This window comes from Amycolatopsis sp. NPDC051102 (assembly GCF_040682815.1).
In the GTDB taxonomy this organism is placed as follows: Bacteria; Actinomycetota; Actinomycetes; order Mycobacteriales; family Pseudonocardiaceae; genus Amycolatopsis.
In genome coordinates this window covers 77,035-89,867 of the sequence record NZ_JBFBBT010000013.1, presented here as the reverse complement: position 1 = coordinate 89,867, position 12,833 = coordinate 77,035, and the positions used below count along the sequence as shown (strand labels likewise).

Below are 12,833 nucleotides of genomic sequence, written 5' to 3'. Positions count from 1 at the left end.
CCCCTGCAATTCATCGGTCAACAGCCGTCCGGACAGAGGTGTCCGAGCCGGAAGAGGAGCCTGGTCAGCACTTCGTCGCCGGATCGGCGTGCGGCCAGTCCGCGATGGGAACGAACCCGGCCAGTTCCAGGTTCGCGTTCGTCGGCGAGTGGTCGATCAGCAGGTCCCAATACCTGCCTTCGAACGTGCCGGCGGTCCGGCAGAGCGGCCCGATGTTCTCGTTCTGGTACATCTGGCCGTAGCCGCAATTGAGAGACGGGCAGCTGTGCGCCCACGTCTCGGTGTTGACCGTGCCGGTGGGGCCGATGTCGACACATCGCTGGAAGGTCGAGTCGCGCAGGGCGTTCCGGTCGACATAACCGGCGATGATGGTGCTGCCGTCCCACGGCGCCGGCGCGACGACCAGGTCGTATTCCAGGTTCTCGTTCAGGACGTAGCACGCCACGCGGACGATCGTCCCCGACGGGATCACGTGGTATCCGCAGTGCATGGCCGCGCACTGGTGCGCCCACGCGATCTGATTGGTGACCGTGGAAACGAAGTTCACGTCGGCGGTTTCCGCGCTCGCCGGAGAGGAAGTCAACGCCAGGATTGTCACTACCGGCATCAAGATTTTTCGCAGTACTCTTTGCATTTTTCCATTCCTTTGAGAGAACCGACGCGCGCAGTCGTCGAGCGAGGTCCACAATGCGTTCTCGTCGGGAAGCACGATCGAAATCGGCGGCCCGCAGCAGCGCGCTGCTGCGGACCGCCGGGCCTGTGCCGCGCGGTGCCAGTCCGGCGGCCAGCGGTTCCGAGCTGATCTCCCTCCTGCCCTTCCGTGGGGCGCGTCGGATTGAGCCCTCAGCGTGCTATTGGGTCGCGCAGGGGACCAGGTCACGGACCGGCCATCTGTGGCCGGTTGTGCGTAGCTCGCTGCGCCCGGCCGTTTTCACTGCCCGGTTCGAGAGGCAGGTAGGCGAGGCGGTGTTACTGCCGATCCGGCTGCATGATCTCCGCCACGGTGTCGCGCGTCAGGCGCTCGCTGCGGGTGCGGTCAGGAAGGTCGTGCGGAACACGCTGCGGCACTCGTGGATCACCGCCGCGGCTCGGGCACATCTCGGGCTCTTCGTCGACCATTGTGGATGGAAGGAAGCGGAAGTCATGATTCCGGATAACACAAAACCCCAGGTCGAAGAGAGCTTCGACCTGGGGAGTGAGGGTGCGCCATCAGGGACTCGAACCCCGAACCCGCTGGTTAAGAGCCAGCTGCTCTGCCAATTGAGCTAATGGCGCCGGTGTCTGCCGGAGGTTTCCCTCGGCGACGTGGAAAAGATTAGCACCCCCCTGAGAGGCCCTTTCAGGGGGGTCCCCTTGACCGGGTTGCGGCCTTGCCGGCCCGGTATCCGGGCTGGTCGGGCACACTGTAGTCGGACATCGACGACGAAACAGGCGGGTGGGCATGCGGGGTTCGACCGGGGTGAGGGCGCGGCTGCTGGGGGTCGCTGTGGTGATCGGGCTCACTCTCGGTGGCTGCAGCAGTAGCCCTTCGGGTGAACCGCCGCGGGAGACTGCTCCCGTCAGCAGTGTCGCCAAGCCTGCGCCGAAGCCCGCCGTGCTCGCCCTGGTGCCCGGCAAGGACGCCAAGGGTGTTGCGCCCGGGGAGCCGGTGAGCGTCACCGTCACCGACGGGAAGGTCGGCGAGGTCCGCCTCGCCGGGGCCGACGGCAAGGTCGTGGCCGGGAAGGCGCGGGCCGACGGGTCCGGGTGGGACTCCGCCGAGCCGCTCGGCTACAACAAGACCTACAAGCTGACCGCGACCGCCACCGGCACCGACGGCAAGCCCGTCACCTCCGAGACGACCTTCAGCACCGCCAAGCCCGCGCGTCAGCTCGACGTCTCCGTGAACCTCGTCGACGGCGAGACCGTCGGGGTCGGGATGCCGCTGATCTTCACCTTCACCGGCAACGTCGCCGACAAGGCCGCCGCCGAGAAGGCGCTGAAGGTCACCGCGGAGCCGGCCACCGAGGGCGCCTTCCGGTGGTTCGGCGACAAGCAGGTGACCTGGCGGCCGAAGGACTACTGGAAGAGCGGCACCCGGATCAAGGTCGACGCCGCCATCTACGGCAAGGCGCTCGGCAAGGGCAGCTACGGCCGGGAGGACAAGAGCGTCGGCGGCACCGTCGGTGACAAGCTCGTCGCCGTGGCCGACGGCGGGACGCACCAGATGACGGTCACGATCAACGACAAGGAGGTCAGGACCATGCCGACCTCCATGGGCAAGCCCGGTCACAACACGCCCGCCGGCACCTACACCGTGATGAGCGAGCACACCGGCTACACGATGAACTCCGCCACCTACGGCGTGCCCGAGGACGCGCCCGGCGGCTACAGCACCTTCGTCCAGTACGCCGTCCGGCTGTCCTACAGCGGCATCTTCTACCACTCGGCGCCCTGGTCGGTGCGGCAGCAGGGCCACAGCAACGTCAGCCACGGCTGCCTGAACCTGTCCACCGAGAACACGAAGTGGCTGATGGACACGTCCAAGAAGGGCGACCTGGTCACGGTGCAGAACAGCGGCGGCCCGAAGCTCGAGCCGACCGACGGCTGGAGCGTCTGGCAGCTGTCCTGGGACGAGTGGCGGACAGCAGCGAACTAGCCCGAGTCGCGCACCAGTTCCCGCGCCTCGGCCTCGGTCGACACGGCGGGCCCCGAACCCCACAGCGGCTTGTTCGCGGTCTCCCGGCTGAAGTACACCGCAACGGCGCCGATCGCGCCCGCCGCCATCAGGTACCAGGCCGGCCAGAAGTCGTGCCCGGTGGCGGAGATGAGCGACTGCATGACGAGCGGCGTCGTGCCGCCGAAGAGCGACACCGAGATGTTGAACGCGATGGACAGCGCCCCGTACCGGATCGCGGTGGGGAACAGCGCGGGCAGCGCGGCGGGCATCGAGACCTCGAAGCAGAGCAGCAGCAACCCGAGCCCCATCAGCCCGAGGAAGGTGAGCACGAGGCCGCCGTCGTGCACGAGGAGCATCAGCGGCCAGGACAGCACGAGGAATCCGACGCAACCGGCCATCATCACCGGCTTGCGCCCGACGTGGTCGGTGATCCGCCCGCCGACCATGATGATGAGCATCATCACGACCATGACGACGATGATCAGCAGCAGCCCGTGGGTGGCGTCGAGGTGCAGCTGTTCCGACAGGTAAGTCGGCATGTACGACAGCAGCATGTAGTCGGTCACGTTGAAGACGAGCACCAGGCCGACGCAGACGAGCAGTGCGGGCCAGTACTCGGTGAACAACTTCCAGAACGGCTCCCCGGACCGCCCTCGCTTCTCGGCCTCCTCGGCGTGCTTCTGGAAAGCAGGCGTCTCTTCCAGCTTCAACCGCATGTAGAGCCCGATGACACCCAATGGCCCCGCAACGAGGAACGGGACCCGCCACCCCCAGTCGAGCAACGTCTCGTGCGGTACCCAGGCCTTCATCCCGGTGACGACGGACGCCCCGAGCACGTACCCGGACAGCGTCCCGAATTCGAGCCAGGACCCCATGAACCCCCGCCGCTTGTCAGGCGAGTACTCGGCGATGAAGGTGGTGGCGCCCCCGTACTCCCCGCCGGTGGAGAACCCCTGCACCATCCGGGCGAGCACGAGCAGGATGGGCGACCAGACCCCGATCGAGCTGTACGACGGGATCAGCCCGATGCACAGGGTCCCGATGGCCATCATGATCATGGTGACGGCGAGCACCTTCTGCCGCCCGATCCGGTCCCCGAGCGGCCCGAAGACAAGTCCCCCGAGTGGCCGCATGAGGAAGGCGGCGGTGAAGGCGCCGAAGGTCCCGATCAGCCGAATCCCGGGCGACACACTGGCGGGAAAGAACACCTCGGCAATGGTGTCGGCGATATAGGCGTACACACCGAAGTCGAACCACTCCATGGCATTGCCCAGCGCGGCGGCGCCCACCGCGCGCTTGAGCAACGACCGGTCGACGACGGTGATGTCCTCGTACCGCAGCTTCTTCTTCCGACCCCGGATCTTCGGTGCTGAACGTGCCACGAGAACACGGTGCACCGGCATCCGGCCGCCCGCACGCTGAGCCATCCAGTCGTGAGCGTTACCACGAACAGCCCAGGCGCCCGGCAACCCAACGCAACCACATGGATGGGGGTCCGGGGGCTCGCCCCCGGCGGGGGTGTGGGGGTTCGACCCCCACAAAAAGGCGAAACCCCGACAGGGGGAAGGGCCGCAAGGCCCTGACCATGCCGGGGTGATGGGGTGAGCGACGGGTTTCGAACCCGCGACCTCCTGGACCACAACCAGGTGCTCTACCAGCTGAGCTACGCCCACCATCGCCGAGGGGATCCGCTTGCGATCACCTCGCTGGGAGTAATCGTAGCGGGTGTCCTCGACCGCTTTTCACGGGGTCACCTTTGGTGGTGTTCCTGCACTTCAGCGGCGGCGGCCTTGGCTTCTTCGCTGGTGGGGCCGGGCTGGGGGACGAAGGCGACGCGCCGGTAGTAGTCGAGTTCGCCGATGGACTCGCGGATGTCGGCCAGTGCCCGGTGGGCGAGGCCCTTCTCGGGCTTGGCGTAGTAGATGCGGGGGTACCAGCGGCGGACGAGTTCCTTGACGGAGGAGACGTCGACCATGCGGTAGTGGAGGTGGGCGTCGAGGGCCGGCATGTCGCGGGCGATGAAGCCGCGGTCGGTGGCGATGGAGTTGCCGGCGAGGGGCGCGGTGCCCGTCTCGGGGACGTGCTCGCGGATGTAGTCGAGGACGCGGCGTTCGGCTTCTTCGAGAGTCACGGTGGAGCGGCGGACTTCTTCGGTGAGGCCGGAGTGGGCGTGCATCTCGCGGACGACTTCGGGCATCCCGGCGAGTTTTTCCTCGTCGGCGTGGATGACGATGTCGACTCCTTCGCCGAGCACGTTCAGTTCCGCGTCGGTGACGAGGGCGGCGATTTCGATCAACGCTTCCTTGGCGAGGTCGAGCCCCGTCATTTCGCAGTCGATCCAGACTAGGCGGTCGGTCACCTCGTGACCCTAACCCGACACGGGGATATGAAGGGCGTTACCTGCGCGTACGGCGCGTTACGCTCGCGAAGCGGGGTTCGATGTGGCGCAGGACACAGATCGGGGAGCGGGCAGTGACCGAGCAGGAGTCGCCGGCGAGGGAGATCGCCGCTGGTTATGCGAGTGAGGGTGCCGCCCTGGAACTGGGTGCGGTGGTGATCGACGGGCAGGTGGATGCGGCCGCGGCCGTGCGGCTGCCGTTGGCGACGTTGAACCGGCACGGGCTGGTCGCGGGGGCGACCGGGACGGGCAAGACGAAGACGTTGCAGCTGATCTCGGAGCAGCTCTCGGCCGCCGGGGTGCCGGTGGTGCTCGCGGACGTCAAGGGTGATCTGTCCGGGCTGGCCGCGGCCGGCGAAGCGAACGACAAGGTCGCGAAGCGTTCTCAGGAGCTCGGCGACGACTGGGCGGGCGCGGCGTTCCCGGTGCAGTTCCTGTCGCTGGGCACCGGCGGGAAGGGCTCGCCGATCCGGGCGACGATCACGAGTTTCGGGCCGGTGCTGCTGGCCAAGGTGCTGGGCCTGAACGAGACGCAGGAGTCGACGCTCGGGCTGATCTTCCACTGGGCCGACCAGCGGGGCCTGGCGCTGCTGGACACGAAGGACCTGCGGTCGGTGATCACCCACTTGACCAGCGACGAGGGCAAGGCGGACCTCAAGGGTATCGGCGGGGTCTCGGCGGCGACGGCCGGCGTGATCCTGCGTGCGCTGTCCAATCTGGAAGCTCAGGGCGGCGAGGACTTCTTCGGCGAGCCCGAGCTGGACGTGCACGACCTCATGCGCCAGGACGGCGGCAAGGGCGTCGTCACGCTGCTGGAGCTCGACAACCTCCAGGCCAAGCCGGCGCTGTTCTCGACGTTCCTGATGTGGCTGCTGGCCGAGCTGTTCGAGGAACTGCCCGAGGAGGGCGATCTCGACCAGCCGAAGCTCGTCTTCTTCTTCGACGAGGCCCACCTGCTCTTCGCCGACGCGTCGAAGGCGTTCCTCGAGCGCATCGAGCAGACCGTGAAGCTGATCCGGTCGAAGGGGGTCGGCGTGTTCTTCTGCACGCAGCTGCCCACGGACATCCCGAACAACGTCCTCTCGCAGCTCGGCGCCCGGATCCAGCACGCGCTGCGGGCGTTCACGCCGGACGACCAGGCCGCGCTGGCCAAGACGGTGAAGACGTACCCGAAGACGAAGTTCTACGAGCTCGACACGGCGTTGACGTCGCTGGGCATCGGCGAGGCCGTCGTCACGGTCCTGTCGGAACGCGGTGCGCCGACGCCGGTGGCGTGGACGCGGCTGCGCGCGCCGCGGTCGAAGATGGGCTCGATCGGTGACGAGGCCGTCGCCGCTTCGGTCGCTTCGTCGGACTTGCACGCGAAGTACGCCGAGACGATCGACCGTGAGTCGGCCTACGAGAAGCTGGCCGCGAAGGTCGCTGCCGCGCCTGCGCCCGAGGCTGCTCCCGATGCGCCGGCGCCCGAGAAGGACGAGCCGGGGTTCCTCGAGTCCGCCATGAAGAACCCGGCAGTGAAGTCGTTCATGCGGTCCGCGGCGAGCGCGCTGGGCCGGGAGATCACGCGCGGCCTGTTCGGCAACCGGAGGCGCTGACAATACCTGACGCAAGCTGTCAGGTATCGCTGACAGGCTGGGCGCACCTTTGAAAGGAAAACAGCCATGACCAGCACTGCCACCGCGTCGTTCGTCCTCGACAAGTGGGACCCGCAGGCGACCGACGAGGCCGGGGGCACCGAGTTCGCCCGGGTGGCGATCGGCAAGACGTTCACCGGCGCGGTCGAGGGGACCAGCACCGTCGAGATGCTGACGGCGTCCAACGCAACTTCGCGCGCGTACGTCGGCTTCGAACGTCTCGAGGTCTCGGTCGACGGCCGCAAGGGCGGCTTCGTCCTGCACCACTCGGCCGACGACGCCGGCTTGACGCTGAAGATCCTCACCGGCTCGGGTTTCGGCGAGCTGGCCGGGATCGCCGGGACGGCGAGCATCGAGATCGACGAGGAGAAAAACCACCTCTTCACCCTCACCTACACGCTGTGAGCAGCGCGAAGGCCGCTTCGAGAGCCCCCGATTGACTCTCGAAACGGCCTTCGCGTGTTCTCCCGCTCCCCGAAGCGGGGGGACGGGCCGCCCCGACCACGGCCCGTCCGCGTTCTAGTTGTTCACGATCTGGTCGACGATCTTCTTGGCGTCGTTGATCGGGATCGCGAAGCCGATGCCGACGCTGCCTGCCGAGCCGTTGGCCGAGGCCGTCGGGCTGTACAGCGCCGAGTTGATGCCGATGACGTTGCCCTGGGCGTCGACCAGCGCGCCGCCGGAGTTGCCCTGGTTGATCGCGGCGTCGGTCTGGATCGCGGTGTAGCTCGGCGAGTCGCTGCTCTGGTTCGACGTGCGGCTGAACGGCGAGCGCTGCTGCTGCTCGCCCTGCCCGATGTCGGACAGGTTCCGGTTCAGCGCGCTGACGATGCCGGTGGTGACGGTGTTCTGCAGGCCGCCCGGCGAGCCGATCGCGACCACTTCCTGGCCGACGGCGAGCTTGCTCGAGTCGCCCAGCGACGCCGCCTTCAAGCCGCTGGCGTTCTGGGCCTGGACCACCGCGATGTCCGCCTTGGTGTCCGCGCCGACCACGCTGGCCTGGTACTTCTTGCCGTCGGACGTGGTGATCACGACGTTCTGGGCGCCGTTGACGACGTGCGCGTTGGTCAGGATCCGGCCGTCCGCGGTGAGGATGACGCCGGACCCGATGGCCTCGCCCTGGTCGGTCGTGACGTTGATCTGCACGACGCTCGGCGTCACCTTCGCCGCGACCGCGCTGACGTCACCAGAGGTCGAGTTGGCGACCGTCTGCCCGTTCGCCGCCGGCGTGCTGATCGACGTCGTCGCGCCGTCCGCCGAGGTCGTCGTGAGCCCGACGATCGCCGCGCCGCCGACGCCGCCGACCAGCGCGGCGCCGAGCGCGGTCGCGCTGACGATCATCGCGACCCGGCCGCCCTTGCGCGGCTTGGTCTTCAGGGCCTCCGGCGGCGGCTGCGGGGTGAACAGAGGGTTCGGCGCGGCCTGCTGCTGGTAGGCGTACTGCGCGTACGGCCCGTACTGCTGGGTGTGCTGGTGCGGCTGGTGCCCACCGGTTGAGGCGGGGCCGGGCCGACTCTCGTTCTCGGTCATGGGACAAGGTTCGCGCCCGTGCTTGTGAGCAGCCTGTGGAAATCCCTCAGGCTTTGCTGAGAAGAATCAGCTGAGAAAACTCAGCTGTTCCTCAGGTGTCAGGCGAAGAACGACGGGACGTCCAGTGCACCTCCCGCCGCCTCGAACTCGTCGTGCACCGCCTTCCGCAGCCCGGCGTCACCGAGGTAGTCGGCGGCGGTCAGGGCCAGGCCGAGCGCGCCGTCGCGGACTCCCGCATCACCCGTCTCCGAGCCGGCCGCGGCCGCGAATTCCTTGGTGTGCAACGCAACCGTCGGCCCGGAGATCGCCAGCATCGGGTGCAGGGCGGGGATGCGGTAGGAGAGGTTGCCGAGGTCCGTCGAGCCGGTGAGCGAGTCCGGCACGATACCCGGCGGGAGCGGCTTGCGGCCGGTGATCACCTGGTTGGCCGTCCAGCGCCCGGCGAGCGCGGTGTTGAACCGGATCGGCAGGTAGGCGGCCTGGGCATCCCAGATCAGTTCGACGCCGCAGCCGGTCATCGCCGCCGCGCCTTCGGCGATCGACGTCATGCGGGCGGCGAGGTCGCGCAGGGTCTCCGGGGACTGCGAGCGGAGGTAGAACAGCAGCGCGGCGCGCGCCGGGATGACGTTCGGCCGGGCACCGCCGTCGGTGAACACGCCGTGGACGCGGTCGCTCTGCGGGAGCTGCTGGCGCAGGGCCGAGACGCCCTGGTACGCGGCGACGGCGGCATCGAGCGCGTTGCGGCCCATGAACGGCTGGGCGCTCGCGTGCGCGCCGACGCCGTGGAAGACCATCTCCAGCTGACGCCGCCCGAGGAACGGGTGCAGCGCGATGTCGTGGCTGAACGGGTGCAGCATGATCACCGCGTCGACGTCGTCGAACACGCCGGCGCGGGCGAGGATCTCCTTGCCACCCCCGCCTTCCTCGGCGGGGGTGCCGATCAGGCTGACCCGGCCGCCGAGCCGCCCGGCGACGGTGGCGGCGCCGAGGAAGCCGCCCGCGGCGGTGGTGCAGATGACGTTGTGGCCGCACGCGTGACCGAGCCCGGGCAGCGCGTCGTACTCGGCGAGGACGGCGATGTGCGGGCCCGCTTGCTGCGGCGTGCTCACCCGCAGCGCGGTGTCGAGCCCGCCGACGCCGACGGCCGGTTCGTGACCGTGGCGTTCCAGGAGGCCGGCCAGCGCGCGTACCGACCGGTGCTCGGCGAACCCCTCTTCGGGATGAGCGTGCAGATCTTGGCTCAACGCCACCAGATCGGGTGAAGCGCGCTCGACCGCGGCGGTCACTTCGGCCCGCGTCGCCTCGTCCGCGCCGGCGTGCGGCGAGGACAGCGGTTCGGCGGCCGCGACGGCGTCGGCGGTGGCCTCGACCAGGGAACGCAGGTAGCTGTCGTCGGGCGGGACGGGTTCGGCGTGGGTCATGGGGCGATGCTAACCGCCACCCCCGACAGTTCGGGCCGATCAGCCGAGCCGGCCCGCCACGATCTGCGTGACCCCGGCGTATCGCTCGGTGATCTCCGTGAAGCCGCGGGCGCGCAGGCCCGCCGCGATTTCCCCGCGGTCGAACATCTTCTGCCCGCTCACGATCCCGCCCGCCGACTCGAGCAGGCGGGCGGGCTGCCGGCCCCGGCGCGCGCTCGTCAGCAGCACCACCCGGCCGCCGGGCTTGAGCACGCGCGCGAACGAGTCCAGCGCGGTTTCCGGCTCGGCGAACATGTGGAGCGCGGCGAAGCAGCAGATGCCGTCCACAGTGGACGTCCGGAGGGGAGGGTGCACGGCGTCGGCGCGCAGGTAGGCGACGGTGTCCGGGCCGCCTTCGGCGACGGCCTTGGCGAGCATGCCGCGAGCGCCGTCGAGCCCGATCGCGAGCCCGTCCGGGCCGACGGCGACGCCGAACGCGCGCGTGAACCGGCCGGTGCCGCAGGCGACGTCGAGGACCGTGTACCCGGGTTGCAGCGCGAGGAGTTTCGTGGCGAGCCGGACCTCGCCCGCCATGCTCGGCCCGAAAGGGCCCTTCAGCGCGCGGCCGAGGACTGGTCGCCAGTACCGCTCGTAGACCTGGGGGAGGAGCGTGGTGCGCATCAGGCGCTGGGTGATCCCGGTGGGCGGCCCGGCTTGCGGCGAGGTGCCGAGCAGGTCGAGGTAGCCGTCGCTGGTCTCCGCGGGCGTTTCGAGCAGGGCGTTCAGGCGGTCGAGCGCGGTGGCGCGGCTGGTCGGCACGGACCCCTCCCGGAAGTTCGGATACCGGCAGTATGCCCAGTACCTGGCCACTCGTTCGAGTGAACAAAACCGGGATCAGGCGTTCGAGTCCCGGAATTGTCGGTGCCCCTCCCTAACGTCGCAGGCGATGTCCCGATCCGAGGAGGAGAGATGACGACGACTGAGGTTTCCCGCCAGTGCGGCGAGATCGAGGTGCGCGGTGAGTTCGACCTGGCCGCGACGGCCCGGTTCCTGACCGGCTTCGCCCCCGCCGGGCAACCGGAGGCGGAACCGGGCGCGCTCCGGGTGGCCTTCCTGCTGGAGGGCGACTGGACGCCGGTGGGAGCGGTGCTCCGGCAGAGATCGCCCGGCGCGGTCTCGGTGGAGGTCCACGGCCCGCCCGAGCACACCGGAGCGGTGGTGGAGCAGGTGCGGCGGATGTGCTCGCTGGACATCGACGGCACCGCGTTCCCCGAGGCCGGCGCCCGCGATCCGGTCGTTTCGCTGCTGCAGGGGATGCACCCGGGGCTGCGCCCGGTCCTGTTCGCGTCGCCGTACGAGGCGGCGTGCTGGGCGGTGCTGAGCCACCGGATCTGGATGACGCAGGCGGTCCGGCTGCGCCGCAGGCTGACCGAGCGCTACGGCACGGAAGTCGACGTGGGCGGCAGCAGGCTGAGGACGTTCCCGTCGCCGGCCGCGTTGGCGGAGATGGAGTACCTGCCGGGGCTTCCGGGCCCGAAGCTGCCACGCCTGCGCGGCCTCGCCGCGGCGGCGGCCGAGGTCATGCTGGACGCGGCGACGTTGCGGGCGATGCCGGCCGAGGAGGCGCTGAAGCAGCTGCAGCTGCTGCCGGGCATCGGCCGGTTCAGCGCGGAACTGATCCTGATCCGCGGCGCAGGACACCCGGACGTCTTTCCCCGTGGCGAGACACGCCTCCACGAGATCATGCGCGACGCGTACCACCTCCCGGACGCGGGAGCCGCGGAGCTGGCGGAGATCGCGGAGGCCTGGGCACCGTTCCGGAGCTGGGTGTCGTTCCTGTTCCGCGTCGAGGGCGAGGCCCGGATGCGGGAGTCGCGATGACGTGAGAGCCGGCGCCGGCCGGGCTGCCGGTCCCGGGTCCGGTCAAGCCATCGCCGTCGATCGGCGAGTTCCCATCCCGCCATGTCCGGAACACCGAACGAGAGGAGACCACATCGACTCGATACCGGAGGCCGTGAAGCGGCGAACGGTGGGGACTCACAGTAGCCAGATGTCGCCTGTGGTGAGGTGTCCGGGTGAGCTCGCCCGTTCAACTCGCGCTCGGCGGCCCGGCCGGTGACACCCTGTCAACCCTCCGCGCGGCCGCCACCGACACTTCGCCGGCCGGTTCGCTGCTCGAACAGGCCCAGACTCCCGCGGTGATCACCCTGGTCGCCGGCGGTGTGGCGCTGCTGGTCGTCTTGGTCGGCGGGACGCCGTGGCGGCGGGCGCGGAACGTCGTGACGATGGTGCACGAGGCCGGGCACGCGCTGGCCGCGGTGCTGGTCGGACGGCGCCTGCAGGGCATCAAGCTGCACTCGGACACCTCGGGCGTCACCGTCTCGCGCGGCAAGCCCGAAGGGCCGGGCATGGCCTTCACCGCGATGGCCGGGTACCTGGCGCCGTCGGTGCTGGGGCTGCTGTTCGCGAGCCTGCTGGGCAACGACCTGGTCGGCACGGTGCTCGTCCTGATCGCGCTGCTGCTGCTCGGCGTGCTGGTGATGGTGCGCAACGCCTACGGGGTGTTCACCGTGGTGGCGAGCGCGCTGGTGCTGGCGCTGGTCGCGTTCGTCGCGCCGGTGGAGGTGCAGGCACCGTTCAGCTACCTGCTGACGTGGTTCCTCCTGTTCGGCGGCGTCCGCCCGGTGGCCGAGCTGCAGATCAAGCGCCGGCGCGGCCAGGCCCGCGACTCCGACGCCGACCAGCTGGGCCGCCTCACGGCGGTCCCGCCGGTCCTGTGGGTGCTGGTCTTCGCAGTGGCGACGATCAGCTGCCTCTTCGCCGGCGGTCTGTGGCTGCTGCAGCCGGTCGCGACGTAAGCGAGCCGCTCACGGCGCCGGCTGCGGCCGGCGTTGCCGCCGCCAGCGGTGGCTCGGCTGACGTCGCCGGTTGCCGGTCGTCGGTTGCCGACGTTCGGCCGGGGCGAGCGCTGCCCGTGGCCGCGGGCCATGCGCGGCAGGGCGCGGTCGGGTTCGGCGGCCTGGTGGCCTCGGTGGCTCGGCTGGCGTCGCCGGTCGCGATGTAGGGGACAGCCTGTGGGCGCCGCCTGCGGCTGGCGTTGCCGCCGCCGGCCGCGGCCGGCGTTGCCGCCGTTGGCGGTGGGCGCCTGGCGTCGTCGGTTGCCGACCGTCGGCTGCCGGCATCCGGCCGGGCGAGCCCTGCCGGTGCCGCGC

The 12,833-nt window shown here is 69.7% G+C and carries 11 protein-coding genes and 2 tRNA genes; 5 read left to right on the top strand and 8 right to left on the bottom strand.

Annotation, left to right across the window (positions count from 1 at the left end):
- Positions 1-64: 64 nt before the first annotated feature.
- Both AB0M93_RS31225 and AB0M93_RS31220 read right to left on the bottom strand, forming a co-directional pair.
- The gene (locus AB0M93_RS31225; RefSeq protein ID WP_364279783.1) at positions 65-583 is read right to left on the bottom strand and encodes a hypothetical protein; all 519 of its coding nucleotides are present in this window, start codon (positions 581-583) and stop codon (positions 65-67) included.
- Between the two features lie 619 nt (positions 584-1,202).
- A tRNA-Lys gene (locus AB0M93_RS31220) sits at positions 1,203-1,275 on the bottom strand.
- Positions 1,276-1,435: 160 nt separating this feature from the next.
- On the opposite strand from AB0M93_RS31220, the gene AB0M93_RS31215 reads away from it, so the two are divergent.
- On the top strand, positions 1,436-2,638 hold the full coding sequence (locus AB0M93_RS31215) for an Ig-like domain-containing protein (RefSeq protein ID WP_364279780.1): 1,203 nt from the start codon (positions 1,436-1,438) through the stop codon (positions 2,636-2,638).
- Here AB0M93_RS31215 and proP read toward each other — a convergent pair.
- The 3 genes from proP to orn form a co-directional block, all read right to left on the bottom strand.
- A complete protein-coding gene (gene proP / locus AB0M93_RS31210) occupies positions 2,635-4,062 on the bottom strand; it encodes a glycine betaine/L-proline transporter ProP (RefSeq protein ID WP_364280145.1) in 1,428 nt (475 codons plus the stop codon). The two genes, AB0M93_RS31215 and proP, sit on opposite strands and share 4 nt — an antisense overlap.
- 194 nt (positions 4,063-4,256) lie before the next feature.
- A tRNA-His gene (locus AB0M93_RS31205) sits at positions 4,257-4,332 on the bottom strand.
- Between the two features lie 77 nt (positions 4,333-4,409).
- Positions 4,410-5,018, bottom strand: coding sequence for an oligoribonuclease (orn, locus tag AB0M93_RS31200; RefSeq protein WP_364279778.1), 609 nt, complete (start codon positions 5,016-5,018; stop codon positions 4,410-4,412).
- Between the two features lie 113 nt (positions 5,019-5,131).
- Here orn and AB0M93_RS31195 point away from each other — a divergent pair, with 113 nt between their 5' ends.
- A complete protein-coding gene (locus AB0M93_RS31195) occupies positions 5,132-6,652 on the top strand; it encodes a helicase HerA-like domain-containing protein (RefSeq protein WP_364279775.1) in 1,521 nt (506 codons plus the stop codon).
- Positions 6,653-6,718: 66 nt separating this feature from the next.
- Positions 6,719-7,096 (top strand): DUF3224 domain-containing protein, encoded by a 378-nt coding sequence (locus AB0M93_RS31190; RefSeq protein WP_364279772.1) that lies wholly within the window; start codon positions 6,719-6,721, stop codon positions 7,094-7,096.
- Between the two features lie 114 nt (positions 7,097-7,210).
- Here AB0M93_RS31190 and AB0M93_RS31185 read toward each other — a convergent pair whose 3' ends face one another.
- From AB0M93_RS31185 to AB0M93_RS31175, 3 genes are all read right to left on the bottom strand, one after another.
- Positions 7,211-8,221, bottom strand: coding sequence for a trypsin-like peptidase domain-containing protein (locus AB0M93_RS31185; RefSeq protein WP_364279769.1), 1,011 nt, complete (start codon positions 8,219-8,221; stop codon positions 7,211-7,213).
- A gap of 98 nt (positions 8,222-8,319) precedes the next feature.
- On the bottom strand, positions 8,320-9,642 hold the full coding sequence (locus AB0M93_RS31180) for a M20 family metallopeptidase (RefSeq protein WP_364279767.1): 1,323 nt from the start codon (positions 9,640-9,642) through the stop codon (positions 8,320-8,322).
- 39 nt (positions 9,643-9,681) lie between these two features.
- On the bottom strand, positions 9,682-10,440 hold the full coding sequence (locus AB0M93_RS31175; RefSeq protein ID WP_364279765.1) for a methyltransferase domain-containing protein: 759 nt from the start codon (positions 10,438-10,440) through the stop codon (positions 9,682-9,684).
- 150 nt (positions 10,441-10,590) lie between these two features.
- On the opposite strand from AB0M93_RS31175, the gene AB0M93_RS31170 reads away from it, so the two are divergent.
- Together AB0M93_RS31170 and AB0M93_RS31165 are read left to right on the top strand one after the other, a co-directional pair.
- Complete coding sequence (locus tag AB0M93_RS31170) at positions 10,591-11,502, top strand: DNA-3-methyladenine glycosylase 2 family protein (RefSeq protein ID WP_364279763.1); 912 nt, start codon at positions 10,591-10,593, stop codon at positions 11,500-11,502.
- A 194-nt stretch (positions 11,503-11,696) separates the two neighbouring features.
- Entirely contained in the window at positions 11,697-12,479 is a 783-nt protein-coding gene (locus tag AB0M93_RS31165) for a M50 family metallopeptidase (RefSeq protein ID WP_364279760.1), read from the top strand.
- The last annotated feature ends 354 nt before the right edge of the window (positions 12,480-12,833 follow it).